Raw genomic sequence first — 26,006 nt, 5'->3', positions numbered from 1 at the left:
GCGAGCACAGCGTTTGAGGATGGGTATATGTCATTGACTCGACGCCTGCAGATTTCGCTGGCGCTACTGCTGATGCTGGCGCTGGCGGCCAATCTCTGGCTGCAGGTGCAGCGCACCCGCGACTTTCTCGCGCTGCAGTTGCAAAGCCATGCCCAGGACACGGCAACCAGTCTGGCGCTGTCGATGGCGCCGGCGCTGGCCGCACATGACAACGTCACCGCTGAACGCATGATCGACGCGGTATTTGATCGCGGCTATTACCGGCAAATTCTCTGGCTCGATGTCAATGAGCAACCGGTCATCAAACGCGAAAGCACGGTGGCACCGGCGCAGATCCCGGCCTGGTTCAGTCGGGCGCTGCCGATTCAGGCGCCGCAAGCGGGTGCGCTGCTCAGTGGCGGCTGGAGTCAGCAAGGCAAACTGATGATCGAAAGCCACACCGGTTATGCCCAGCTGGCGTTGTGGCGCAGCTTTGTCGATTTGCTGTTTGGTTCGGCCATTGCGTTGATCGCACTGGGCATTCTGGTGGTGTATACCGTGCAGCGCTCGTTGGCGCCGCTGCACCGGATGGCGGATGCCGCGCATCAATTCGTCAGCCGGCGCGCGCCGATGCAATTGCCCTCCGCCGTTGTCCATGAACTGCAGCCGCTGGCGCTGGCACTCGGCCAGATGAGCGAGCAGGTTGCTGCGCAATTCAACGCCCAGGCCGGACAATTGCAGACGCTGCAAACGCAATTGCAGCACGACAGCGTCAGCCATTTGCCGAATCGTCTGGCACTGCTCGACGCGCTGAGCGAATTGGAGCACGCCCATCAAGCTTCGGTGGTGATTGGGCTGCGGCTGAGCAATCTTGGCAATGTCAATGCCGAACGCGGTTACGCCGGCACCAATGCGGCGTTGCTGACACTGGCCGAACATCTTGCTGCGGTGGCAAACCTGCGCTGGTTCCGCTTGTCCGGCAGTGAATTTTTGGCGTTGACGGACAGCAGCAACGCGTTCGGCACGAACGCACCCGGCTGGCTGAATTTGCCCGCGCCTTGGCAGGCCGTCGCGGTGCAATTGACCATCAGTGCAGACGTGCAACCCGGTGCAGTGCTGGCGCGTCTTGATGGCGCCCTGAACGAGGCGAGCCAACGTCAACTGAGCTGGTGGCCGCTGGCAGCCGCTGAAACCTTGCCGGCAGAAGCTTGGCGGCAACGGCTCAATGCTGCCATCGAAACGCCGGTGTTCCAGTTTTTGCCCGCAACAATTGAATCACTCAGCGCCCGCAGCCAACCGGCGGTGGAATGGCTGGCGCGGCTGCCGCAGCCGAATGCCGAAACACTTACTGCCGGTCAATTGCTGGCGCAGGCACGTCGGCTCGGTTTGGAAAATGCACTCGAAGGTGCGCTGTTGACCAGCTTGGCAAAACTGCCGCGCGACCATCGTCATTGGCACGTCAACATCAGCGCCCGTGCACTGACCGAGCCGGGCTTGCGGCAGCAACTCAGCAGCTTGGCCCGGCAGCAGAAAATCAGTCTGGAATTGAGCGAAAGCGAAGCGCTTGCGATCACCGATCTGAGTACGCTGTTGCGGCCACTGCGCAGCGAAGGTATCGGTTTTGGTCTGGATCAGGTCAGCTTGTCGGCAGGCTTGTTGACGGCACTGCCGCGCTGGCGGCCGGATTATCTGAAACTTGGTTTGGGTCTGGCCGGCGCCGGTCCCGACTCGGCGCTGCTCAGCAGTCTGACCCGATTGGCGCAAGCGTTGGATATCGCCGTACTGGTACCCGTTGCCCGTGACGACAATGCCGCTGCGTGGCAGAGCACCGGCGTGGATGGTCTGATGCGGCCGCCGGCATAGGCGATTCGGAAGATAAAACCGCCGCCTGAGAGAACTGTTTTAACTGCTGGCACTTTTCACGCTGCCGACTTTGGCTGGCAAGAGCGGCACGACCTAGACTGAAAACGGGTCGATGTACGACCGATCTCAGGAGGAGGTCGCCATGTTTTCCAGTCGCCATTTGTTTGCCGTCGGAACAGTGTTTGCAATCACGTTGATCAGTTTGCTCGGCAGTACCGTCCGTGCCGATGATCGTTATCAGCGCTATTTTCACGGTGCTTACCGTGCCTGCAGTGATCGCTTCCCACCTGACACCGTCAGTGCCAGTCTGGATTACGCCGCCGCCCGCGAAGATTGCTATGCCGACCAAGTTCGTCGCGCGCTGGCCATGTTGCCACCCGACAGTCCGCAGCTGATGGTCGGCGCGCTGCAGGCCGCGCCCGATTATGCCCACGTGACCTTCGATGCCGCCTTGGCTGCGGGAGTGGATCCTTACTTTGCAGTGACCGCCGCCACCCGCACCTTGCCCGATTACGATCGCACCTTTGCCAGCCGGGCCATTGCGCGTGGTGCCGACCCGAGTCAGGTGACCGAGGCGACCGCGGCCGGACATCGCTACGAAAAGCACTGAACGCCCAGAACAGAAGAATGACTCGGACATTTGTCCCGGTTTGCCAAAGCGCGCCGGCGCGGCATAGACTCGGCGGTACGGTTTGTCTGCTCAGTTGCTGAGCAATCCGTGTTGGCGTCGGCAACCGCCGTCAACGGCGCGTATTCGGCCGTTATGTCCGTCAGGGTTTTCCATCAAAAGATTCGTCACGTTAAGGAGAGAGCACCATGAAGCAAGGTCTTACTGCTGTCGTCGCTTGCTGCGGTTTGTGGTGTGGCATGGCGCTGGCCGGCGATACCGCCAGCAGCTACTTCGCCAATGCTTACAAAGAATGCGACAAGCTTTATCAGGCCGATCAAGCCGCGCCGTCCGCTTCGGGTCAGTTCTCGCGCGAAGCCTGCTACAGCTATCAGGTCCGGGTTGCGCTGGCCGACAACGCCGCGAACCGCAATGAGTATTTCGCCGCTGCGCTGAAGAGTGCGCCGGAATACGTCGCCCAAACCTTCGATGCTGCGCTTGATGCCGGCTTTGATCAGTACGAAGCCATCACGGTCGCCACTACCGCTTATCCGAAAGGTGAAGCCACCTATGCCCAGCGCGCCATTTCCTACGGCGCCGATCCGGCCATGGTGACCGAGGCAACTGCTGCCGGTTACAAGAAAAAATAACGAAGTCTTTTGAAATCAAAGACCTCCCGTTGCTATAACGCCGCCTCTCAGGCGGCGTTATTTTTTTGACAGAAACAGCCGGTTTTATTTCCAGATTTCACTAGCTGGCACAGCAGCTATACTTTGCCGCACGGCAGTACGTGAGCCCGTATTGAGAGCACGGGTCGCGCGTATCCCCTCCTGCCAACAGATCAACCATCGAGGCAAAAAATGAAGAAACGCCACCTGCTGCTCGCCCTGTTGCCCCTGCTGTCGGCTCCCGCCAGCAACGTCCAGGCGGCGGATGATGATTACGCCCGCCTGGCCGCCACGCTCTGTGACTTTGCCCGCGCCAATGACCGCACGCTGTTCCGGAAGAAAATCAAGGATGCGGATCTTCAGCTGCGCCGCGTTTATGGCGGCATTCTGTGCGGCAAGGAAGGGGCCTTCAACGGCGGTTCGCTGCTGCGCACCGCGATCGCCTTCAACGCCACCGACGTCACCGACTTCATTCTGAGCCAGGTCGGCAATGCCGCCGTCAGTGCGCCAGAGCACGATGGCAAAACCATTCTGCAATGGACTGAAGAGCAGGCCGCCAGTGATCCGGCCAAGAAGCCATTTATCGACATGCTGAAAGCGACCAACTGAGGCGCTGTCAGCAGCCAACAAAAAGCCCGCAGATGCGGGCTTTTTGTTGGCTTGCGTTTGCTTGGTTTGTATTGCGACTCAGCGCGGACGTACCTCGCCGAGCCACGATTGACTCGCCTGTATTGCTCGTTCTCGCAGCTCGCGCCACTTGACCGTCATCAGACCCGGAATTTCTGCACCATCTGCTGCAATGCCTCGGCCAGTCGCGCCAGCTCGCGCGCCGCCGCCCGGTTCTGCTCGGCGCCGCTGGAGGTTTGTTCCGACGCCGCCGAAATGGTCATCATGTTCTCGTGCATTTCATGGGTCACGGCGCTCTGCTCTTCGGCAGCGCTGGCAATCTGCGTGCTCATGTCGTTGATGACGCCCATGGCCTGGGTGATGCGCTCCAGCGACTCGCCGGCACGCGCGGTTTCGGTGACCGACGCTTCGGCCTCTTTCTGGCTGCGCGCCATGGTCTGCACCGCTTCACGGGCACCCAATTGCAGGCGTTCGATGGTTTGCTGAATTTCGGCCGTCGATTGCTGTGTGCGCGAGGCCAGCGTGCGCACTTCATCCGCCACCACGGCAAAACCGCGGCCTTGCTCGCCGGCGCGGGCCGCTTCAATGGCGGCATTCAACGCCAGCAAATTGGTCTGCTCGGCGATACCGCGAATGACATCCAGTACCGTGCCGATTTGCGCACTGAAAGCATCGAGCCGGTTGATGACTTCCACCGACTGCTGCACTTCGCCAGCCAGCCGGTTGATCGACTCCATGCTATGCCGCATCACGGCCTGGCCAGAGCTGGTTTCCTTTTCCGCATTGTGCACCTGGGTCAGCGTGCTGTTGGCGCTGCGCGCGACATCCTGTACGGTCGCGGTCATCTCGGTCATGGCAACGACCACTTGCTCGGTCTGGGCGCGCTGCTTGTCGATGGCATCGTGAGTGCTTTCGGAAATGCGCGCCGTTTGATCGGCGGCCGACGCCAGCGAATGGGCGGTACCGGAAATCTGCTGCAGCATGTTGCGCAATTGCGCGGTCAGCCGGTTGACTGACTCGGCCAGATGACCGAATTCGTCCTGACCTTCGACCGGAACCTGTACCGTCATGTCGCCATCGGCGACCCGCTCAATCACCTGCATGGTGTTGTTCAGCGGTTTGCGAATGCTCTGGGTCACCCAGAATGCGATCATCGCCGCGAAGGCCAACGCAATCACCGACGCCACGATGACGATCAGGCGGCTATAGCTGACCGCATTGTCGGCACTTTTCTTGGCGTTGTTCTTGAAGGCGTCGACCTCGGCCATTTCTTCGCGCAGTGCGGCCAACGCTTCGACCAATTGGGCCTCGGCTTCATCGAAGGCCGCTTTGGCCGCAGCGCCCTGCTCCAGTTGCTGCTGATAGATCGCCACGACACTGTTGGGGCCGCTGAGCAAGCCGCGGTAGCTGTGAATGCTGTCGAGCAGATCGCTGTCGGCACCCGCTGCCTTCAATTCCTTGCTGCGCTCATCAACCGACTCGGCAATCGCTTCCAGATCGCGCAGCACCGGTGCCAGCCGATTGACTTGGCGAATCGCCAACGCGTCAATGGCGCTGACGGTACCTTCGCGAATCAGCCGGTTCATTCGACCGGCAGCGGCGCGGATACTACCGCGACCGGTATCGGCCAGCTCGGCCAGCTCACCGTCGAGATCATCACCGCTTTCTTCAAAATTGGTGCGCTGCTTGGCGACTTTCAGCAACGCCGCGATTTCGGCTTCGTGGGCAGTGAAAATGCGCGGCGCCGTGCCAAGGTAGGCCTTGGCTTTATCATCGATGACTTGCAGGGCGGCGCTGATTTTCTTTTCGCCTTCGACCAGCTTGCCGAGCTCGGCGCGGCTGTCTTGATAGCTGCGCTCGGCCTGATCGTAAGCCGCGCGTGCAGCTTGCAGCTCTTCGGTGGTGCGGCCGTTGAAATGCTTGCCGAGTGCGCGCGAGGTTTCCAGCAAATCGGAATTGAGCTCGCCGCCCTTGATCACCATTGGAGCCGCGCGATCAGCAACGGCCGACAAATCGCTCTGGATTTTGGTCAGGCTGCCGATGCTGACAATGGCAATGACCAGCAGGAATGCACAGGTGACGGCAAAGCCGGCGCTAATGCGTTGGGTAACAGTCAGGTTCATGCCTTCGCCTCTTTGGGACAAGACTTCTCGGCACGCCGAATCCCTGGCACGCTTTGAACGATCTACAACGTCGGAGAGTGGTAATGATTGCTAGCTGGCGCTCGGTCAGACAAATCTAGCCCAGCGGTACAAATTTGCCAGTTTCGCGTCAATCGTTGCGGCGCTGGGCCGGCAACAGCTCAATGCGATAGCCATCCGGATCTTCGACAAAGGCCAGCACGGTGCTGCCGCCTTTCATCGGACCCGGCTCACGAACAATTTTGCCGCCAGCCGCACGGATGCGTTCGGCGGCGGCGTACACGTCATCAACGCCGATGGCCAGATGGCCGAAGGCGTTGCCGAGTTCGTAGTGATCGACGCCCCAGTTATGGGTCAGCTCGATCACGCTGCTGTCGCTCTCGTCACCGTAACCAACAAATGCCAGCGTGAAGCCTTTTTGGGGATCGGCGCTATCGGGGTAGTCGCGCCGGCGCAACAGCTTCATGCCAAGAATGTCCGTATAGAAATGCAGTGAGCGGTCCAGATCGCCCACCCGGATCATGGTATGCAGCAGTCGCATGCGAGGGCCGGAATTGGTCAAAAAACGGCCGGCCAATATACCCGAGTCCTGCCTGCCGGTCATGTGCCTAAATGCGTACCAATTGACCGGTCATGGCTGTTCAACGCTCCTCCGCCTTACCGGCTGATGGAAATCTGCACCCGCCGGTTTTTGGCGCGACCGTACTCGCTCTTGTTGTCCGCGGCCGGCTTGCGCTCGCCGTAAGTCACCGTCTGCACCCGCTTGGCATCGATGCCGGACTGCAGCAGGTAATCGCGTACGGCCTCGGCGCGCCGCTTGCCGAGCTGCTGGTTGAACCAGCGCCCACCCATGCTGTCGGTGTGGCCTTCGATGAGCATCAAATCGAGGGTTTTGTCGGCTTTCAGGTAGTCCCGGATCTGATTCAGCCGGGCCCGGGTCTGCGGGGTGAAATCGACCTTGTCATGTTCGAAATAGACCGTCGACTTGGCGATGTCGGCAAACGTGTACGGCAGCAGGCCGGCCAGGCAATCCTGGAATTTCTGGTTGGCGGCGGCAAAGCGTACCGCCGACACCCCAACCGCAACCGGGCTTTGATTGTCGCCATAACGGTCGGTGAAAAACGTCGGAAACCGGCCCTGGCCAAGCTCGGTCAGCAGCCGCCAGGCTGCGGCCTGCTTCAAGGCAACCAGCGTCCGGCCTTCGGTATACGGTGCAATGCCAAGCTCGGCGGCCGGCTCGCCCGTGGACCAGGCGGGCGGCAGCGAGCGCATGGTCACCGGGCCGGGCTGCAAGGGCAACGACCACTCACTCTGCAGTTCAAAACCGAGGTTGCGCTGGCCATTGCTGGCGAAGAAATAGGCGCGGCCGAAGCCGGGGATGTCGTGGCTCAGGGTGCAACGCAGCGCCGAACGCGTGGTCTTCCAGCCGGATTGCTCGATATCGGCTTCATAGCGCAGCAGCTCGGCGCTGACGCTGGCGCTGAGCAGGCCGGCAATGGCGATCAGCCCGAGCGGGAGTGATGTTTTCCGGAACATGCTCATCATGAGCCCTGCCATTGCCGAGACGATTCTTCCGGATTTATCGGCTGACCGTGCCGATTCTTGAGCGGCAGGTATAATTGCCGGCCACTTGCCCGATTCCGCTTTCCGAGTCTGTCCCGAGCATGAGCCTGCGACTGCTCCGCCCCGATGCTTGGTGCCGGCACCGGCGTCAGCTTGGCGCGCGATTGACCCGCTTGCAGGCAAAACATGCTCAGGCCGTAAACGGCAACCGTTTCCCGATCGGTCGGTTCGCGCCTGCCACCCATATGAGTCTGACCCAACCATGAGTTTACGATTGCTCCGCCCCGATGATTGGCACCTGCACCTGCGTGACGGTGCCAAATTGACCAGCACGGTCGCGCACACCGCGAATCAGTTTGGTCGCGCACTGGTGATGCCGAACCTGAAGCCACCGGTGATCACGCTGGCGCAAGCCGCCGGTTACCGTGAACGCATTCTGGCGGCACGACCGGCCGGCAATCGCTTTGAACCGCTGATGGCCTTGTACCTGACCGACAACAGCGATGCCAAGGAAGTGGCCGCGGTCAAACAAAGCGATTTCGCCCTTGCCTACAAACTGTATCCGGCTGGCGCCACCACCAACTCCGATGCCGGCGTCACCGGCATCGAAAAAGTCTATGGTGTGCTGGCAGAAATGGAAAAGCACGGCGTGCCGCTGTGCGTGCACGGCGAGGAAACCGATCACCACGTCGACATTTTTGATCGGGAAAAAGTTTTTATCGATCGCACCCTGATCCCGACCCTGAAACGCTTTCCCGGTTTGAAAGTGGTGTTCGAACACATCACCACCAAGGATGCCGCCGAATTTGTCCGCGACAGCGAGCATCAGGTCGCTGCGACCATCACCGCCCACCATCTGCTGTACAACCGCAACGCGATTTTTCAGGGCGGCATCCGGCCGCACTATTACTGTTTGCCGGTGCTCAAGCGCGAGCACCATCGCGCGGCACTGCTCGACGCCGCCACCAGCGGCAATGCCCGGTTCTTCCTTGGCACCGACAGCGCACCGCATGCCGTTCACACCAAGGAAGCCAGCTGCGGCTGCGCCGGCTGTTACACCGCGCATGCCGCAGTCGAGCTGTACGCCGAAGCGTTTGCCAGTGTTGGCAAGCTGGATCGGCTGGAAGGCTTTTCCAGCCTGTTTGGCAGTGACTGGTATGGCGTCGCCCGGCCAACCGAATACGTGCATCTGCATCAGGAGGAATGGCAGGTTCCAGCGCGTTATGCCTTTGGCAGTGACGAGATTGTGCCGCTGCGCGCCGGTGAAGCGCTGCGCTACAAGCTGGTGGGCTGAGCGTGAGCGACTCCTATCAGGCAAATCCGACAACTTTTTCGCTGGCCAAGCGCTTTCGCGGTTTCTATCCCGTCATCGTCGACGTGGAAACCGGCGGCTTCAATGCCCGCACCGATGCCCTGCTCGAAATCGCCGCCACGCTGATTGAAATCGATCCAGTCACCGGCGCGGTGCAGCGCGGTGACAGCGTGCACTGCCATGTCGAACCGTTTGTCGGCGCCAATATCGAAGCGGCCGCGCTTGCCTTCACCGGAATCGATCCGACGCATCCGTTCCGCTTTGCCGTGAGCGAAAAAGAGGCGCTGAATGAAATTTTCCACAAAGTGCGTGCGGCCCAGAAAAAACACGGTTGCCACCGCACGGTGCTGGTGGGCCACAACGCCTGGTTCGATCTGGCGTTTCTGAATGCCGCCATCGAGCGTACCAGCATCAAGCGCAGCCCGTTTCATCCGTTCACCAGTTTCGATACCGCCACGCTGGCCGGTCTCGCTTACGGGCAAACGGTACTGGCCAAAGCCTGCGCCCACGCTGGCATTGAGTTCGATGGCAACGAAGCGCATTCGGCCGTGTACGATGCCGAACGCACCGCGGATTTGTTTTGCGGCATCATCAATCGCTGGCAGGATCTGGGCGGCTGGCCGCCGCTGGGCGGCATGGCCGCCGAAGAGGAAGAAAAAGTCGAAGGCAGTTGCGACTGACATTCGTCAGCCCGCAATTCAAAGCCGAATGAGCTACACCATTCATCCGTTCAAGGAGACAGATTCATGCGTATCGCCGTGGTATTGCTGCTGGCTGCACTCAGCACCGCCTGCGCCGTCAACCCGGTAACCGGTCGCCGGCAACTGATGCTGGTATCGGAGCAGCAGGCAATCAGCGATTCCAAGGAAGCCTACGTGGCCGAAATGACGCAGCTTGGCCAGAAAGGCAAATTGAGTCAGGACAAGGCGCTGATCAAACGGGTCGAAGCCATCACCGGCAAATTGGTGGCGCAGGCAATCAAGTTCCGGCCGGAAACGGAAAGCTGGGAATGGAGTGTCAAGGTCATCGCCGAACCGGAAACGGTCAATGCGTTTTGCATGGCCGGTGGCCGCATGGCGATGTACACCGGTCTGATCGAAAAACTGGACGCCAGCGATGACGAAATCGCCCAAGTGATGGGCCACGAAATCGGCCACGCACTGTCCAATCACACGGCTGAAAAGATGTCGGTAGCAATGGCGACAAGCACCGGCGTTGCCCTGCTCGGCGTCGCCCAGCGCGACAATCCGCTGGCCGTGTCCGCTGGCGCAATGGCTGCCGCGGTGGCAGTGCAACTGCCCAACAGCCGCACTGCTGAAAGTGAAGCCGACACCATCGGCATCGAGCTGGCCGCGAAAGCCGGCTACGATCCACGCGCCGCTGTCACGCTGTGGAAGAAAATGGCCGAGGTCAGTGGCAGCAGCAACTTCGATTGGCTCAGCACCCACCCGGCGCCGGGCAAACGCCAGGATGCACTCGCCAAACTGGTGCCGAAAATGGAACCGTACTACCGCGACCCGGCACCACGACCGAGTTACACGCTGCGCAATTGATAGTCCGCGCGGAATAAAAAAAACGCCAGCCTCATGCTGGCGTTTTTTTCTTCCGCGCCCAGCCATTCAGCACAATAATTCCGGCGCCTTGTCGCTACGGATCAGGTTCTCTACTTAGACATACGTACTGACTTGAGTCTGGCGCGTCAATTTATCGTTGGGCTTTCAGGTCTCTGTGCGTCGATGGCGATCGCCGATTTGCCGCTGGCAGTTCTGATTGATTCAGCTATACCTGCACAGAGGCCAGCAGGTAGCGGCACCGGTTTGGCATGGCGGCGACCGTGCTCACTGCGCAGTTCGGGTGTAATCGTAGTGGTCGGTGTGAACGCGCCAGCTAAGCGGTAACGGCGTGTTGCCAGTGCCATGACAGCGATGCGAATGTGCTATCTGAAGATGTGGCTATCGGAGGCAGAATGCGCCATTCGCTTTTCTGGTTGCTCGGCTTGTGGTGCGGTCAGGCTGTCAGCGCCGAGCCTTTGCTGGTCGGCATCGAAGAACTCAACTACTTGCCGTACTATGCCTATCAAAACCAGCAATTCAGCGGCTTTGGCCATGACGTGCTGGAGGCGTTTGCTGCTGACAGCGGTCATACATTTCGGTATCGGGCATTGCCCATCAAGCGGCTGTACATTGAGTTTCTGGCCGACCATCTCGATTTCAAATTTCCTGACAATCCTTATTGGCTGGCAACAGAAAAGAACGGCATTGCGATCCAGTACAGTGAGCCGATCATTGAATTTACCGACGGCGTTCTGGTGCGACCAAACCGGGTCGGCAACGGTGTTGACACCCTGAAGATCATCGCCACCGTGCGCGGCTTTACCGCCTTCGATTACCTTGATCGCATCCGCGATGGCCGGGTCAAACTGAGTGAAATGGACACCCTGGAAGCGTTGACCAAAGCCACGCTCAGTGGCCGGGTCGATGGCAGTTATTTCAATGTGGTTGTAGCTGCCCGCCATCTGGCCAAAACCGAGCGGCAACCGGGCGCCTTGGTATACGACCCGTCACTGCCGCACACCGACTCGCACTACCATCTGTCCACCATCAGGCATGGCGACATCCTGGCCGAGTTCAATGCGTTTTTACGCAGTCATCCGGAACTGTTGGCTGAGCTGCGAAAAAAGTGGGAAATTCCCGCACCGTAAACCGCTCTGCAGCATAGGTAAAGGCAAAAAAAAGCCGCTCGAAAGCGGCTTTTTTTGTTTCGACAGCAAGACTTATAGCGACTTGCTTTCGCTCGCCAGGTACTTGGCGACACCTTCCGGCGACGCGGTCATGCCTTTCTTGCCTTTGCTCCAACCAGCCGGGCAAACCTCGCCATGCTCTTCGGTGAATTGCAGCGCGTCAATCATGCGCAGCATTTCGTCGATGTTGCGGCCGAGCGGCAGATCATTGACCACTTGGTGACGAACCACGCCTTTTTTGTCGATCAGGAACGAGCCACGGAACACCACGCCGGCATCCGGATGCTCAACATCGTAAGCGCGGCAAATGTCGTGCTTGACGTCAGCGATCAGCGGATAGCCAACCGGGCCGATGCCGCCCTTTTCAACCGGCGTATTGCGCCAGGCGTGGTGGCTGAACTGGCTGTCGATCGACACGCCGATGACTTCAACGCCACGGCTCTTGAATTCGCTCAGGCGGTGATCAAAGGCGATCAGTTCCGACGGGCAAACGAAGGTGAAATCGAGCGGGTAGAAAAATACCACGGCATATTTGCCTTCGATCGCTTGCTTGAAGTTGTAGCTGTCAACGATCTCGCCATTGCCGAGTACAGCAGCAGCGGTAAAGTCCGGCGCCGGACGACCTACCAATACACCCATGTTGTTCTCCTGAGGTTGTCGTGAAAATCGCTGTTATCAAAGCGGTGACCACTGCCGCCGCAGGTGACAGTGGTCGGGAAAGGGCGGTCATTATAGTGGGCGCTGCCCCACCATTTCCAAGTGCCGCACTGGGGCATTTTTTTGTACGTCCGCACAGTTTGCAGGCAAAACCGGCCTGCTGACCTGCGCTGCCGGACCCCTGCGGTCAGTCAGACGGTACGACGGCGCCAGTTTATGCGAATCAGAATCAATTGACATCAATTCTCATTTGCATACAATAACCACCATCCCGTCGCCGCAGGTCCACCGCCGTGTACGTATGTCTGTGCAAAGCCGTCACTGACCGCCAGATCCGCGAAGCCGTTGAGCAAGGCGCCAGCAGCATGCGGGATCTCGCCCGCGAACTGGGCGTTGCCACCCAATGCGGCAAATGCGGCTGCGATGCCCGCGAGCTGCTCAAATACTGCCTCGACGAGCTGCCGGATCACGTCAAAGCTGCCTGAGTCTCAATTCCGCTATCTCTTCGCATGGCGCCGCCCGCCAGCTGCATCGCTCGCCCAGCAATCCAGACTCTCATTTGCTTCAAGCACTTAGGCTTCGCGCCTGCATTGTCCAGACGCCGCCCCGGGTCTAGACTTCCGGCTCCAGCGCCGTGCCGGACGCATGCTCTCGGGAGATTCCGCCATGAAAGGCGACGTCAAAGTCATCGCTTTCCTGAACAAAGTGCTCGCCAACGAGCTGATCGCCATCAATCAATATTTCCTGCACGCCCGCATGTACAAAAACTGGGGCTACAAAGCGCTGGCCGATCACGAATACCACGAATCGATCGACGAGATGAAACACGCCGACAAACTGATCGAGCGCATTCTGTTTCTCGAAGGCCTGCCGAACCTGCAGGATCTCGGCAAGCTGTTGATCGGTGAAAATGTCGAAGAGATGATCAAATGCGATCTGAAGCTGGAACTGAAAGCGCTGCCCGCACTGAAAGAAGGCATCACCCATTGCGAGGCCGTGCATGACTTCGTCAGCCGCGACGTCCTGAAAGACATTTTGCACAGCGAAGAAGAACACATCGACTGGTTGGAAACCCAACAAAGCCTGATCAAGGAAATGGGCCTGCAGAATTATCTGCAATCGGCCGCGGGTGGCGTTGGCAGCTGAACCGCTGTCGATGAGCAAAAAAAAAGGACGCGTTGATGGCGTCCTTTTTTTTGCTCTGTCGTTTTGCCATTCAATCCAGAAATCGTTCAACCTCATCGGCCTGAGGAATCCGACACTGCTCCGTGCGACCAAACCAGCGATAGCGACGCTGTGCCACGGCGACATAGAGCGGATCCCGCAATCGTTCCGGTATCAGGCGCAACAGGCTCAGCAGCCGCCAACCAGCACCGAGCTGCCAGAGCACGCGCAATATGGCGTCGGTATGGCTGTAAACGCGTCCCTTACTGACAAGCAACATCGTTTCCGGATCCAGCGCCGAAAACCCGGCCTGTTCCAGTAGCTGTTGTCCGATCTTGGTCTGCACCGCCGCAAAGTGGAAGCGCTTGTTCTGGTCTCGGGCCAACAAAAAATTGACCCAACCATTGCAGAGTCGGCAGTGGCCATCAAATACGATGACTTGCGCCGGCAATCCGGAGATGGCAGCCCAATCATGGCCGGGCAAAGCGCTCGCTACCGCCGGTTGCCGACTCATGACGATGCCACCGTATTGTGTTCAAGATAACCGCGATAGTGAACCAGCAGTCCGATACCCGGCAGCTCGGCCCGGACATCAAAATGAAAGCGGCCATCCTGATCGTATTCACGTGCATGCACTATCGGGTGCCAGCGCTGCGCGATGGGCACACCAAGAATGAAGAACTCGCGCAGTCGTAGCTGCAAGCCGGCGTTGTCCGTCTCAATATCAAAAACAAACCGGGTCGGACCAACGCGCTCCATCAGCTGCGACTGATGCTGCCATTGCCGGGACCGCATGCGCTGGGGACCAAAGCGCCGCAGCCATAGCTCAGCATGATTATCGGCGCGAAAAACAACCGTCACCGGAACCTCATCCTGTGCGCGTGGCAAGCCTGCCAATCGAGCGCACAACCAGGCCAAGGGATGTCGCGCGCCACGGATCTGGCAGCGGCCTGTCACGCACCGCTCACCTTGTAGCAGTGGCCCATGCATTGCCTGCACAGCAACCGGCAACTTGGCATAACGTTCGGCCAGAATACGTTGATACAGCGACGGCGGCAGTGATGAATCAGTCATGAGTGGGCCGCTCATCGCAACGGAAATGAATATCCAGATCGCGGGCTTCGGCAACAAACTCCGCCAAGGTAAATTGCTCCAGACACGGCCGGGCGCCGCTGATCATGGCGGCACCGCTGGCAAGTTTTTTCGCAAGAACGGCGGCAGCGATGGTCGGCACAAACGGGCCGTCGCCACTGCCAGCCAGCAACTGCCATTGCTGGCAACGCACTTGCTGCGCGTGATCACGCCCGGCCACGGTCACGACCATACCGCCGGAATCAGAGCCAAACCGTTCGAACCAGCGACTCATTCGGGCCAGGCGGCCGGCATGGCGTGACCAATCTCGCACCCAACCCAATCGCCGTAGCCACGACAATCCGTACAAGCCCAGATGCAGAAATGACAGTTCGAGCCCCGCTGAAAATTGCACCGATTGCACGCCACGATAATGCTCCGGAAACAAACTCAGATCGGGCACGTCGCAATGTGCCAACCAGCGTCTGCCAACGGGCGCAGGAAAGGAATGGCGATGCAGATTTTGCCAACCATACACCGTCCGCCAGCGCCCGCCTTGCCAGATCTGGCTCGGTTTGCCGACGTAACTCAAAATGGCGGCAACAGTCGCCTCGCCCCGTTCGGTACGATTACCGGGCGCGATGGCGATATCAATCCTATCCACCTGCGCCAAATCAGCGCTCAATGCCTGCATGACAGCCGACGAAAGCCCCGGTACCGAACTGGCGCCGCTGATGACTACTCGGTCTTGCGCACGCGCCTCCGCATCCAGTTGGCTGATGCCTGTGACAAAATCGCGACCATCAGCCAGATCGATGTAATGCAGACCGGCAGCGAGACAGGCGCGGGCAACGCGATAGTCCTGCCCCTGAAACGGGCCGCCGGTATGAATCAGCAGCTGGGCGCCTGACTCTTTCAGCTCAGCCGGCAGCGTGGCGGACTGGGCATCGATCACCAGCGGTGTGCAGTGCGCGCTTGCGCCACCGGTGCGCAGCGTCGCCACCAGTTGCTCGGCTTTCTGACCGGAGCGGCCAGCCAGCAGCAATTCCAGGTCCGGCACCCGCGCCAACCGCGCACTCAGCCGACGACCAAAATTGCCGTATGCGCCAAGAATCAAAATCCGATATGGCTTCACGTTTTTTCTACCAGCGTGACACGCAAGGTATCGGCGGCTCCGCAGCACCAAGGCAAAAAAAAGAGCAGGTTTTTTACCTGCTCTTTTTCGAATGCAGCCTGATGATGATGGGCCCTACCGAAGTACCACGCTCAGGCTTCGCCTTTCGCTGCCTTCGCTTTTTCGGTGGCGTCTTTCAGCAGCGGCATCAGCTCGCCTTTGGCAAACATCTCGGTGACGATGTCGCAACCGCCGATCAGTTCACCGTTGACCCACAGTTGCGGGAAGGTCGGCCAGTTGGCGAATTTCGGCAGCTCGGCGCGGATGTCCGGGTTGGCGATCACATCAACGTAGGCGAACGGCTGGCCGCATTGCAGCACCGCTTCGGCGGTGCGGGCCGAGAAGCCGCACATCGGCAGCTTTGGTGAACCTTTCATGTACAGCACGACGGTATTGTCGGCGAGTTGTTTCTGGATTTTCTCGAGGGTGTCCACGGCGCTTGGCTCCACTGACGACAGGAATGGCGGCTATTGTACCCGAGCCGGTCCCGCCGAGTCCTGACCAAACAAAAGGGCTGCCACGCAGCCCTTTTCCCGGTTCCCTGTCACGGAACCACCAACTGACCTGCCCGGGTTACAGGAAGGCCATCAACCCCAGCAAAACCAGGGTCAAACCGACGCCACAGTGGATCACGCCTTTGACGGTCGTCATCGGGCCGAGCTTGCCGGCAATGCCGTTGACTTCCAGCGCGCCGATCAGGGCAATGGCGATCCAAATCTTGATGCTGCCGAGGTCAAACATGCCGAACGGCATGTGGGCACCAGCCCCCATGAAGAACAGCATGGCCAGCGAGAACATCACGTTGGTGCGCGAAGCCAACAGCGCTTTCGGGCCGGCGGCAGCGGCTTCCGGCAGGGCGGCGCCGCCCTGCGCCACTTGCGTAGTCGAGGCGATGACGATCTTCTGGTTCGGCCAGATGATCAGCCAGACGTTCAGGAACATCAGGGTACCGAGCAGCACGCCGAAAAACAGCGTGTCGGTGATGTTGGCACCGCGCAGCGCCAGGATCAGCGCGCCGCTGACGAAGGTCCACAAGGCGCCAAAGCGAAACCAGTTCAGTGCCCGCGGCAACTGCTTCTGGATCATGTTGCTCTTGGTGGCAGCCTCAGCTTCCTTGAAGAATTCGCCTTGAATGAAGTTGAAGTAATACAGCGTGCCGATCCAGACCACGCCGAAGAAAAAGTGCAGCCAACGCAAGCCGATTTCGGCGCCGGCGTGTGAAAACAATGCCTCCATGATGCCCTCCTGTTCTTGTTGATCGCCCGATTGATCGTCCAGTCGAGGCGATGGGACTGTTTTAATGAATGTGCGTACCCGCACAAAGTCGAAGCCGCCCGATTCTAGCGCTCCGGCATGAGGTTTTGCACAGGGTTCATTTGTCGCGTCGCGGTACTTCCCTTAAGATGCGCAGCCTTTTTTCCCCGGCTTACCCTTAGTTTTGCTTGGGGTATTGCCGTTTTTACGCTATCTGCTGGAGATCCCGTCATGGCGTTCGAACTGCCTCCCCTGCCTTACGTCCGCACCGCGCTGGCCCCGCATATCTCGGAAGAGACCCTGAATTTCCATTACGGCAAACACCACCAGACCTATGTTGACAACCTGAACAAGCTGGTGCCGGGCACCGCTTTTGAAGGCAAGTCGCTCGAAGAGATCATGAAGAGCTCGCAAGGTGGCGTGTACAACAACGCCGCCCAGATCTGGAACCACACCTTCTACTGGCACTCGCTGGCGCCTAACGCCGGTGGCGAGCCGACCGGCGCGCTGGCCGACGCCATCAACAAGGCCTTTGGCTCGTTCGCCGCGTTCAAGGAGAAGTTCACTGCCTCGGCACTGGGCAACTTCGGTTCGGGCTGGACCTGGCTGGTCAAGAAGGCCGACGGCTCGGTCGACATCGTCAACACCGGCGCCGCCGGCAACCCGATGCTGGATGGCCACACCCCGCTGCTGACCTGCGATGTCTGGGAACACGCCTACTACATCGATTACCGCAATGCCCGCGCCAAGTACGTCGAGGCATTCTGGGCCTTGGTCAACTGGCAGTTCGCCAGCAAGAACTTCGGCTGATCCGGTCACCACCGGTGGTCGTATCAAAAAAGGGGCCAACCAGGCCCCTTTTTGCTGGCCCCGTTCTGCTTGCCCCGGATAGGTCCGGCCGGCCCCCAAGTTGAAGAGCGGGCATGTGCGAACTAGGCTGTTTACACGGACCCGGATGGTGGCGCGAGAATGGAAGTGGAAATCCTGCTGGTCGAAGACGACCCGAATGATATGGAACTGACCTTGCGCGCGCTGCGCAAGAAGAACCTCGCCAACCATATCGAAGTGGCGCGCGACGGTGCCGAGGCGCTGGAGTTCATTTTCTGCACCGGCGCCCATGCCAACCGCGCCATCCATGAGCAGCCCCGGCTGATTTTGCTGGACTTGAAACTGCCGAAAGTCGACGGCCTGACCGTGCTGCAAAAACTGAAAGCCGATCCGCGCACCGCCAAAATTCCGGTCGTCGTGCTGACTTCCTCCGCGGAGGAACGCGATGTGGTCCGCTCTTATCAATTGGGCGTCAACAGCTTCATCACCAAGCCGGTCGATTTCGGCCAGTTCACCGAAGCCATCGGCCAGCTTGGCCTGTACTGGATGCTGCTGAATACCGCGCCGCGCTGAAATAAAAAACGGAAGCCGGCCATCCACCGGCTTCCGTTTTCGTTTTATGCGCAACCCACAGCCATACCATCGGGTGCGCGGTCGTTCTGGCCCATCCCCTTCACATTCGCTTCGATTCCGTTCCGTACCGTTTGGCTCGGTTTACTCCACCGAGACAATCCGGCGCTCGATTTCCTTGATCATGGCAATGAACTGATCGGCCGGCAGCGGCCGGCTGAAGAAATAGCCCTGCATCATGTCGCAGCCATGCTCGAGCAAAAAGTCCCGCTGTTCGACCGTTTCCACGCCTTCGGCAATCACCTGCATGTCGAGACCATGTGCCATGGCAATGATGGCTTTGGCCAAGGCGGCGTTGTCACGATCACGGGTGACGTCACGGACAAACGAGCGATCAATCTTCAACACATCAAACGGGAACCGTTTCAGATAGCTGAGCGCCGAATAGCCGGTGCCGAAATCATCGACCGACAGGCGCACGCCCATTTCGTTGATCTGGTGCAGCTGGCTGGAGTTGGCCGCGGTTTCGTGCAGCACCAGCCGCTCGGTGATTTCCAGCTCCAGAAGCTCGGCCGGCAGCCCGCTGTCGACCAGTGCATCGCGTACCGTCGTCACCATGCCGGAACCGGTGAATTGCCGGGCCGACACGTTGACCGCCAGCCGCAGCGGCGCCGCAATTTCCTGCTGCCACTGCGCCACCGTGCGACAGGATTCACGCAGCACCCATTCGCCAATCGGCACGATCTGGCCGGTCTCTTCGGCAATGGGAATGAACTGATCCGGCGCCACCAGACCCAGCTCACTGTTCTGCCAGCGCAGCAACACTTCCACCGCGACAATGCTGAGGCTGCGCGCCGATACCACCGGCTGATACACCAGATGAAATTCGCTTTGCGGCAGCGCCCGGCGCAATTGCGTTTCCAGAGTCAGCCGCTGCGCGGCCAGCCGGTTCATTTCCGGGGTGAAGAAGCTGAACGCGTTTTTGCCCTGTTCCTTGCTGCGATACATTGCGGCATCGGCATTCTGCAGCAGGATCTGCGTAGTCTCGCCATCGTCCGGGCAGATGGTGATGCCGATACTGGCCGAGATGAACAGTTCGCGGCCGTGAATATGAAACGGATGCTGCAGCACTTTCAGAATGCGCTGGGCCAGCACCCGGGCACTGTTCGGGCTATCGAGCTCCGGCATCACCAGAATGAATTCGTCGCCGCCGAACCGGGCCAGCGTAGTGGTTTCGCGCAGGCAGCTTTGCAAGCGGCCGGCCGCTTCGATCAGCAGCGCATCACCAGCGAAATGGCCGAGTGTGTCGTTGACGTTCTTGAAGTTGTCGAGGTCGATGAAAAACAGCGCGACCCGGTTGTTGTTGCGGCGGGCATCGGCCAGCGCCACGCTCAGCCGATCAAAGGCCAACAGCCGGTTCGGCAGCTTGGTCAACTCATCAAAGCTCGCCTGCCGCATCAGCTTTTGTTCGTATTCCTTGCGCACCGTGATGTCTTCCAGCATCACCAGAAAGTGCGCTGGATTCAGCACCGCCGCCAAACCGTTCGGGCCGGGCGTGATCTCCGGCTGGATGGGTGACAGCGACACGTATTCCCAAATCGTGTGGCCATCCTTGCGCCGGGTGTGCAGCTCGCCGCGCCAACTGCCGCCATTGTTGAGCGCGTCGCGCAACTGATGGGTGCGCTGGCTCGGCGACTGCTGGGTAATCAGCTCACCCAGATCGATGCCAATCACTTCGCCGGATTCGTAGCCGTGCATCTCGACAAAGCTGCGGTTGACGTATTCGATGTGGCCCGTGCGGTCGACAATGACCACGCCGCTCGGGCTTTGCTCGACCGCCTGCGACAGTTTGCGCAGCTGATCGGCAATGGCTTTTTTCTCGGTCAGATCGATGGCCAGCACGACCAGATAGCCGGACAGCAACTGCACCCGCAAATCGGCCGGGTAGCTGCTGCCATCGGCCCGGTACATATCGGCTTCAAACGACAACTGGGCATGCTGGCCGTCGTAGACCGGCTGCAGCGCGCTGCGCAGCTGTTCGAGCGGCCATTGCAGCAGCAGCGCAAACGACTGGCCCTGCAGGTCCTCCAGCAGATAGCCGCTGTTCTTGCAAGCGCCCTGATTGACGTGCTCGATGCTCAGGCTACTGGCATCAACCCAGTAAATCTCGGCGGCGGCTTCATCCAGAATGCTGCCGTAGCGCTCGGCCTCTTCGGTGGCCGCCGCACGGGCCCGCTCCAGCTCGGCGTCGCGCAGCGCGCGCTCGACCGCCGGCACCAGCCGGGCGATGTCGTCTTTCTGGATAAAGTCTTCGGCGCCGGCCCGCATCATGATCACGGCGTCTTCGGTTTTCAGATGGCCGGACACGACAATGAAAGGAATCGACAGACCGGTTTCGGTCAGGATGGCGAGCGCCCGCTCGGCGCCAAAACTCGGCACGTTGACGTCGGAGATGATCAGCTGCCAGCTCTGCTCGGCCAGCGCCTTGCGAAACGCATCCGCAGTCTCAACGCGGGTAATCGCGGGCGCAAAGCCGCCCCGGCGCAAGGCCAGCAGCAGCAAATCGGCATCATCAGGCGAGTCTTCAACCAGCAATAATTCGAGGCGCTTGCTCATTACTACCCGAAGCGACGTGGGAGGTGTTTCCAGCATAGCCGAGCCGGCTCGAATGCGCCGCCGGCCTTTCCGGCGTCGTGGCCGAACTGGAACCGAATCAGAGTCGGGTCGGTGCCGTTTTCGACGCCACTGAATGTGCGAAGACCGCACAGTTCACGCGCCTATCGGGCGATTTCATCGGCAGACATTTCGCGGATGGGTTTATCTGGTGCGTGCGTTCACAACAATAAACTTTTCCACAGCTTTCCCCACGTCTATTAGCACCTTGCGCTCTTGCTGCAGTCAGGAAAAGGTCATAGAGTGTCGCTACGCTATTGGACCCCAATATATGGGGGGTCCGATCCCGGTGGGCCACCAACGATTGTGCTGAGCAGCAAAAACTGCACCATCCGTCAAGCCCCCGGCAGGATGCCATGACAGGGTTGGCGGCAGTCCCGGTGCGACGCCGGAGTGAGTACTTCGCCACCCCATCGTGATGGTCACCGTCCTGTCTGTTTCACCTTTTGAGTCGCGGTTTTGCACACCGTTTTTGCAGTACTGATTTGCCGATAACAACTGGCAACACCCCTAATAATTTTGGCCATCAGTGGAGGAGCCATGGAACAGCACACACCCATCAGCAGCAGTGCCACGATGAACCCGAGCCAACAGACACCCCAAACCGAATCCGACCTGGCCGCCACCGCCCCGGGTCAAGTGCGCGTCATCAAGCGCAATGGCAAAGTCGTTTCCTTTGATCTGAGCAAGATTGAAGTTGCCGTCACCAAGGCCTTTCTGGCCGTCGAAGGCGGCCAGGCCGCCGGCTCCAGCCGCGTCCACGAAACCGTGCGCGAGCTGGCCCAGCAAATCTGGAACACGCTGCTGCGTCGCCATCCAGGCGGCGGCACCGTGCATATAGAAGATATCCAGGACCAGGTCGAACTGGCCCTGATGCGCAGCGGCGAGCAAAAAGTCGCCCGCGCCTATGTGCTGTACCGGGAAAAACGCGCCGAAGAGCGGGCCGCCAAAGAGCAGGCCGCGCGCGCTGCCGCTGGCGTTACCAGCAATCTGCGAGTCAAGGACAAAACCGGCCAGCTGAAACCGCTGAACATGGCCCGTCTGCAGACCTTGGTGCAGGAAGCCTGCGAAGGCCTGAAAGATGTCGACGCCAACGCCATCCTGAAAGATGCCGTGCGTAACCTCTATGACGGCGTTGCCGAGGCCGACGTCTCGCAAGCGCTGATCATGTCGGCGCGGCCGCTGATTGAGCGTGATCCGGCTTATGCCTACGTCACCGCCCGGCTGTTGCTGGATGTGGTCCGTGCCGAGGCACTGAGCTACCTCAAGATCGCCGAGTTCGCCCAGCAGCACGACATGAACACGCTGTACCCGAAGGCCTTCGAAGCCTTCCTGGCCCGCGGTATCGAGCTGGAACTGGTGTCGCCGGAACTGGCCACCTTTGATCTGGCCAAGCTTGGCGCCGCCATCAAGCCGGAACGCGACATGCAGTTTGACTACCTCGGTATTCAGACGCTGTACGACCGTTACTTCATTCACCACAACAACGTCCGCATTGAACTGCCGCAGGTGTTCTTCATGCGCGTCGCGATGGGCCTGTCCATTCGCGAGCCGCAAAAGAACGAACGCGCCATCGAGTTCTACAACCTGCTGTCGAGCAACGACTACATGTCGTCGACGCCGACGCTGTTCAACGCCGGCACCCTGCATTCACAGCTGTCGAGCTGCTACCTGACCACCGTGCCGGACGATCTCGGCGGCATTTTCGCGGCCGTGCGTGACAACGCGCTGCTGAGCAAATTTGCTGGTGGTTTGGGTAACGACTGGACCCCGGTGCGCGGCCTTGGCGCCCACATCAAGGGCACCAACGGCAAATCGCAGGGCGTTGTGCCGTTCATGAAAGTCGCCAACGACACCGCCGTCGCGGTGAACCAGGGCGGCAAGCGCAAAGGCGCCGTTTGTGCCTATCTGGAAACCTGGCACATCGACATCGAAGAGTTTCTGGAGCTGCGCAAGAACACCGGTGACGATCGCCGTCGTACCCACGACATGAACACCGCCAACTGGGTGCCGGATCTGTTCATGAAGCGGGTCACCGACGATCAAGACTGGACGCTGTTCTCGCCGAACGACGTGCCGGATCTGCATGATCTGTACGGCAAGGCCTTCCAGGAACGCTACGAGCATTACGAGCGGCTGGCCAAAGAAGGCAAGATCAAAGTCTTCAAAACGCTGCCGGCCAAAGACATCTGGCGCAAGATGCTGAGCATGCTGTTTGAAACCGGTCACCCGTGGATCACCTTCAAAGACGTTTGCAACCTGCGCTCGCCGCAGCAGCACGTTGGCGTGGTCCATAGCTCGAACCTGTGCACCGAAATCACCCTGAACACCAATCAGGATGAAATCGCGGTCTGCAACCTGGGTTCGATCAACCTGGTCAACCACATTTTCAACGGCGCGCTGAACCTGGTGAAGCTGGAGCAGACGGTCAAGACCGCGGTGCGGATGCTCGACAACGTCATCGACATCAACTTCTACCCGGTGCCGCAAGCACAAAACTCGAACATGAAACACCGTCCGATTGGCCTTGGCATCATGGGCTTCCAGGACGCGCTGTACATGCTCAAGACCCCGTACGGCACTGACGCCGCGGTGGAGTTTGCTGACCGCTCGATGGAAGCCATCAGCTACTACGCCATCTCGGCGTCGAGCGAACTGGCCAAAGAGCGCGGCAGCTACCAGACCTTTGAAGGTTCGCTGTGGAGCAAAGGCATATTGCCGATCGACTCGGTCAAATTCATCGCCGAAAACCGTGGCAATGATTACGTCAGCGTCGATTTGAGCCAGACCATGGACTGGGGCGCGCTGCGCAGCAAAGTGCAGAAGCAAGGCATGCGCAACTCCAACGTCATGGCCATTGCGCCGACCGCGACCATCGCCAACATCACCGGCGTGTCGCAGTCGATCGAACCGACTTACCAGAACCTGTACGTCAAATCGAACCTGTCGGGCGAATTCACCATCATCAACTTCTACCTGGTCGAAGAGCTGAAAAAGCGCGATCTGTGGGACAACGTGATGGTCAACGACCTCAAGTACTACGACGGCTCGGTGCAGAAAATCGACCGCATCCCGGCCGATCTGAAAGCCCTGTTCGCGACCGCGTTCGAAGTCGATTGCAAGTGGCTGATCGAAGCCGGTTCGCGCCGGCAGAAGTGGCTGGATCAAGCGCAAAGCTTGAACCTCTACATCAATCAGCCGAACGGCAAAAAGCTGGACCTGATCTACCGCATGGCCTGGTACCGTGGCCTGAAAACCACCTACTACCTGCGCTCGCTCGGCGCCACCAGCACCGAGAAATCAACCGTCAGCGATGGCGCGTTGAACGCGGTCTCGTCCAAAGTTGCCGCCCCTGCCCCGCTGATGGCCGCCGATGAACCGGCACCAAAGCTGTGCAGCATCGACAACCCGGAATGCGAAGCCTGCCAGTAAGCAAACCATTTCCTCCCCTCTCACGAGGGGAGGAAGCAATTTTACCCCTCCCCTTTCAGGAGGGGAGGTTGGGTGGGGTGTGGCTTTCCCTTCCTGTTGATCCCCTCCCCCCTCGCGGGGGAGGGTTAGGGAGAGGGGGAACCCCCAGCACGCACCACAACTTGATAAGCACAAAACCAAACACGCAACACCAAAACAAAACGCAATAAAAAAAAGCAGCACAACAAATCACGTTTGCGCCGAATCAAGATCCACTTGAGCGCGCCAACGTAAAAAGACGCAGCACCGTTGCAAAGGCAAGTAATACCCCGCTTATTGAATCAGTGATAAGCGCAATACAACGAATTAGCGAAGTAAGAAAATGTCTAACCCCAAGGATAAAGAGGCTGCCAAAATGTTTAGCTGGGAAGACGCTAACGATACCCCTGCTGCGCCTGCAGCAAAAATGCCGCCCGTGATGCCAACTGCTCCGGCTCAAGCGGCTGCTCCTGCGTATAAAACTGACACCGTGGCACCGGCCACGCCGAAACCGGTCATTGGCAATGCGGTTAATGCCGCCATCGATGCCATCAACACCATGGACGCCTCCGCCGGCTGGGCCGAGCTGGAAATGGGCGCCGCCCGCGTATCCGTTGATGAAAAGCGCATGATCAACTGCCGCGCCGACGTCAACCAACTGGTGCCGTTCAAATACGACTGGGCCTGGCAAAAATACCTCGACGCTTGCGCCAACCACTGGATGCCGCAAGAAATCAACATGGCCAAAGACGTGGCCCTGTGGCGCAGCAAAGACGGCCTGACCGAAGACGAGCGCCTGATTGTCATGCGCAGCCTCGGCTTCTTCTCCACCGCCGACTCGCTGGTCGCCAACAACCTGGTGCTGGCCGTGTACCGCCACATCACCAACCCGGAATGCCGCCAGTACCTGCTGCGCCAATCCTTTGAAGAAGCGATTCACACCCACGCCTACCAATACTGCGTGGAATCGCTCGGCATGGACGAAGGCGAAGTCTTCAACATGTACCGCGAAGTGCCGACCGTGGCCAAAAAAGCCGCGTGGGCACTCAAGTACACCCAAAGCTTGGGCGATCCGGAATTCCACACCGGCAAACCGGAAGACGACCAGCGCCTGCTGCGCAACCTGATCGCGTTCTACTGCGTCATGGAAGGCATGTTCTTCTACTGCGGCTTCACCCAGATTCTGGCCATGGGCCGCCGCAACAAGATGACCGGCGTCTCCGAACAGTTCCAATACATCCTGCGTGACGAGTCGATGCACCTTAACTTCGGCATCGACGTGATCAACCAGATCAAGTTCGAGAATCCGCACATCTGGACCGCCGATTTCCAGAAAGAAGTCGTCCAGATGATCCTCGAAGGCACCGAGCTCGAAGTGCAATACGCCCGCGACACCATGCCGCGCGGCGTACTCGGCATGAACGCCGCGATGATGGAAGACTACCTCCACTTCATCGCCAACCGCCGCTTTGCCCAACTGGGCCTGCCAGAACAATACCCGGGCGCCACCAACCCGTTCCCGTGGATGAGCGAGATCATGGATTTGAAGAAGGAAAAGAACTTCTTTGAAACCCGCGTGATCGAGTATCAGACCGGTGGGGCGTTGAGCTGGGATTGAACAAGCAAGGCAGCTTCGGCTGCCTTTTTACATCTAGAAATCTTTGC

Annotated in this window: 24 protein-coding genes; 14 read left to right on the top strand and 10 right to left on the bottom strand. The window is 59.4% G+C overall.

The window, feature by feature from the left end; all coding sequences use genetic code 11:
• The first annotated feature begins 27 nt into the window (after positions 1 to 27).
• From HPT27_RS09245 to HPT27_RS09230, 4 genes are all read left to right on the top strand, one after another.
• Positions 28 to 1,842 (top strand): bifunctional diguanylate cyclase/phosphodiesterase, encoded by a 1,815-nt coding sequence (locus HPT27_RS09245; RefSeq protein WP_172242126.1) that lies wholly within the window; start codon positions 28 to 30, stop codon positions 1,840 to 1,842.
• Between the two features lie 142 nt (positions 1,843 to 1,984).
• The gene (locus HPT27_RS09240) at positions 1,985 to 2,452 is read left to right on the top strand and encodes a hypothetical protein (protein WP_172242123.1); all 468 of its coding nucleotides are present in this window, start codon (positions 1,985 to 1,987) and stop codon (positions 2,450 to 2,452) included.
• Positions 2,453 to 2,658: 206 nt separating this feature from the next.
• The gene (locus HPT27_RS09235) at positions 2,659 to 3,099 is read left to right on the top strand and encodes a hypothetical protein (protein ID WP_172242120.1); all 441 of its coding nucleotides are present in this window, start codon (positions 2,659 to 2,661) and stop codon (positions 3,097 to 3,099) included.
• 210 nt (positions 3,100 to 3,309) lie between these two features.
• Positions 3,310 to 3,726: a DUF3718 domain-containing protein gene (locus HPT27_RS09230; RefSeq protein WP_172242117.1), complete on the top strand. Its 417-nt coding sequence runs from the start codon at positions 3,310 to 3,312 to the stop codon at positions 3,724 to 3,726.
• 158 nt (positions 3,727 to 3,884) lie between these two features.
• Here the strand turns inward: HPT27_RS09230 and HPT27_RS09225 are convergent, their stop codons facing one another.
• The 3 genes from HPT27_RS09225 to HPT27_RS09215 form a co-directional block, all read right to left on the bottom strand.
• Positions 3,885 to 5,867: a HAMP domain-containing methyl-accepting chemotaxis protein gene (locus tag HPT27_RS09225; protein ID WP_172242114.1), complete on the bottom strand. Its 1,983-nt coding sequence runs from the start codon at positions 5,865 to 5,867 to the stop codon at positions 3,885 to 3,887.
• Between the two features lie 148 nt (positions 5,868 to 6,015).
• Positions 6,016 to 6,426, bottom strand: coding sequence for a lactoylglutathione lyase (gene gloA / locus HPT27_RS09220; RefSeq protein WP_172242111.1), 411 nt, complete (start codon positions 6,424 to 6,426; stop codon positions 6,016 to 6,018).
• 116 nt (positions 6,427 to 6,542) lie between these two features.
• Entirely contained in the window at positions 6,543 to 7,430 is an 888-nt protein-coding gene (locus HPT27_RS09215; RefSeq protein ID WP_172242108.1) for a flagellar protein MotY, read from the bottom strand.
• Between the two features lie 280 nt (positions 7,431 to 7,710).
• On the opposite strand from HPT27_RS09215, the gene pyrC reads away from it, so the two are divergent.
• The 4 genes from pyrC (at position 7,711) to HPT27_RS09195 (ending at position 11,461) form a co-directional block, all read left to right on the top strand.
• Entirely contained in the window at positions 7,711 to 8,742 is a 1,032-nt protein-coding gene (gene pyrC / locus HPT27_RS09210; RefSeq protein WP_172242105.1) for a dihydroorotase, read from the top strand.
• 2 nt (positions 8,743 to 8,744) lie between these two features.
• A complete protein-coding gene (rnt, locus tag HPT27_RS09205) occupies positions 8,745 to 9,440 on the top strand; it encodes a ribonuclease T (RefSeq protein WP_328820630.1) in 696 nt (231 codons plus the stop codon).
• Between the two features lie 66 nt (positions 9,441 to 9,506).
• Positions 9,507 to 10,313, top strand: coding sequence for a M48 family metallopeptidase (locus HPT27_RS09200; protein ID WP_172242102.1), 807 nt, complete (start codon positions 9,507 to 9,509; stop codon positions 10,311 to 10,313).
• A gap of 413 nt (positions 10,314 to 10,726) precedes the next feature.
• Positions 10,727 to 11,461 carry a substrate-binding periplasmic protein gene (locus HPT27_RS09195; RefSeq protein WP_172242099.1) on the top strand — a complete coding sequence of 245 codons (735 nt, stop codon included), beginning with the start codon at positions 10,727 to 10,729 and terminating at the stop codon, positions 11,459 to 11,461.
• A gap of 72 nt (positions 11,462 to 11,533) precedes the next feature.
• On the opposite strand, the gene HPT27_RS09190 is transcribed toward HPT27_RS09195, so the two are convergent.
• Positions 11,534 to 12,139, bottom strand: coding sequence for a peroxiredoxin (locus HPT27_RS09190; RefSeq protein ID WP_172242096.1), 606 nt, complete (start codon positions 12,137 to 12,139; stop codon positions 11,534 to 11,536).
• A gap of 311 nt (positions 12,140 to 12,450) precedes the next feature.
• Between HPT27_RS09190 and HPT27_RS09185 the strand changes: the two genes are divergently transcribed.
• Together HPT27_RS09185 and bfr are read left to right on the top strand one after the other, a co-directional pair.
• A complete protein-coding gene (locus HPT27_RS09185; protein WP_172242093.1) occupies positions 12,451 to 12,642 on the top strand; it encodes a bacterioferritin-associated ferredoxin in 192 nt (63 codons plus the stop codon).
• 181 nt (positions 12,643 to 12,823) lie between these two features.
• Positions 12,824 to 13,303 carry a bacterioferritin gene (gene bfr, locus HPT27_RS09180; RefSeq protein WP_172242090.1) on the top strand — a complete coding sequence of 160 codons (480 nt, stop codon included), beginning with the start codon at positions 12,824 to 12,826 and terminating at the stop codon, positions 13,301 to 13,303.
• A gap of 70 nt (positions 13,304 to 13,373) precedes the next feature.
• On the opposite strand, the gene HPT27_RS09175 is transcribed toward bfr, so the two are convergent.
• The 5 genes from HPT27_RS09175 to HPT27_RS09155 all read right to left on the bottom strand — a co-directional run bounded on the left by HPT27_RS09175 (position 13,374) and on the right by HPT27_RS09155 (position 16,802).
• Positions 13,374 to 13,835 carry a thiol-disulfide oxidoreductase DCC family protein gene (locus tag HPT27_RS09175; protein ID WP_172242087.1) on the bottom strand — a complete coding sequence of 154 codons (462 nt, stop codon included), beginning with the start codon at positions 13,833 to 13,835 and terminating at the stop codon, positions 13,374 to 13,376.
• On the bottom strand, positions 13,832 to 14,395 hold the full coding sequence (locus HPT27_RS09170) for a DUF4166 domain-containing protein (protein ID WP_172242084.1): 564 nt from the start codon (positions 14,393 to 14,395) through the stop codon (positions 13,832 to 13,834). Before HPT27_RS09170 ends, HPT27_RS09175 begins: the two co-directional genes overlap by 4 nt.
• Complete coding sequence (locus HPT27_RS09165) at positions 14,388 to 15,527, bottom strand: saccharopine dehydrogenase family protein (protein WP_172242081.1); 1,140 nt, start codon at positions 15,525 to 15,527, stop codon at positions 14,388 to 14,390. The genes HPT27_RS09170 and HPT27_RS09165 overlap by 8 nt, the downstream gene beginning before the upstream one ends.
• 131 nt (positions 15,528 to 15,658) lie before the next feature.
• The gene (grxD, locus tag HPT27_RS09160; protein WP_172242078.1) at positions 15,659 to 16,000 is read right to left on the bottom strand and encodes a Grx4 family monothiol glutaredoxin; all 342 of its coding nucleotides are present in this window, start codon (positions 15,998 to 16,000) and stop codon (positions 15,659 to 15,661) included.
• A 139-nt stretch (positions 16,001 to 16,139) separates the two neighbouring features.
• Positions 16,140 to 16,802 carry a urate hydroxylase PuuD gene (locus tag HPT27_RS09155; protein ID WP_172242075.1) on the bottom strand — a complete coding sequence of 221 codons (663 nt, stop codon included), beginning with the start codon at positions 16,800 to 16,802 and terminating at the stop codon, positions 16,140 to 16,142.
• 249 nt (positions 16,803 to 17,051) lie between these two features.
• Here HPT27_RS09155 and HPT27_RS09150 point away from each other — a divergent pair, with 249 nt between their 5' ends.
• Both HPT27_RS09150 and HPT27_RS09145 read left to right on the top strand, forming a co-directional pair.
• Positions 17,052 to 17,630: a superoxide dismutase gene (locus tag HPT27_RS09150; protein WP_172242072.1), complete on the top strand. Its 579-nt coding sequence runs from the start codon at positions 17,052 to 17,054 to the stop codon at positions 17,628 to 17,630.
• Positions 17,631 to 17,789: 159 nt separating this feature from the next.
• The gene (locus HPT27_RS09145) at positions 17,790 to 18,221 is read left to right on the top strand and encodes a response regulator (protein ID WP_172242069.1); all 432 of its coding nucleotides are present in this window, start codon (positions 17,790 to 17,792) and stop codon (positions 18,219 to 18,221) included.
• Positions 18,222 to 18,362: 141 nt separating this feature from the next.
• On the opposite strand, the gene HPT27_RS09140 is transcribed toward HPT27_RS09145, so the two are convergent.
• The gene (locus HPT27_RS09140; RefSeq protein WP_172242066.1) at positions 18,363 to 20,834 is read right to left on the bottom strand and encodes an EAL domain-containing protein; all 2,472 of its coding nucleotides are present in this window, start codon (positions 20,832 to 20,834) and stop codon (positions 18,363 to 18,365) included.
• 597 nt (positions 20,835 to 21,431) lie between these two features.
• Between HPT27_RS09140 and HPT27_RS09135 the strand changes: the two genes are divergently transcribed.
• Positions 21,432 to 24,323 carry a ribonucleoside-diphosphate reductase subunit alpha gene (locus HPT27_RS09135; RefSeq protein ID WP_328820622.1) on the top strand — a complete coding sequence of 964 codons (2,892 nt, stop codon included), beginning with the start codon at positions 21,432 to 21,434 and terminating at the stop codon, positions 24,321 to 24,323.
• 394 nt (positions 24,324 to 24,717) lie between these two features.
• Complete coding sequence (locus HPT27_RS09130; RefSeq protein ID WP_211197912.1) at positions 24,718 to 25,959, top strand: ribonucleotide-diphosphate reductase subunit beta; 1,242 nt, start codon at positions 24,718 to 24,720, stop codon at positions 25,957 to 25,959.
• Positions 25,960 to 26,006: the final 47 nt, after the last annotated feature.

It is taken from the genome of Permianibacter fluminis (assembly GCF_013179735.1).
Lineage (GTDB): Bacteria > Pseudomonadota > Gammaproteobacteria > Enterobacterales > Permianibacteraceae > Permianibacter > Permianibacter fluminis.
Note: the sequence above shows the minus strand (reverse complement) of the source record. Positions and strands in the feature narration are given on the sequence as shown.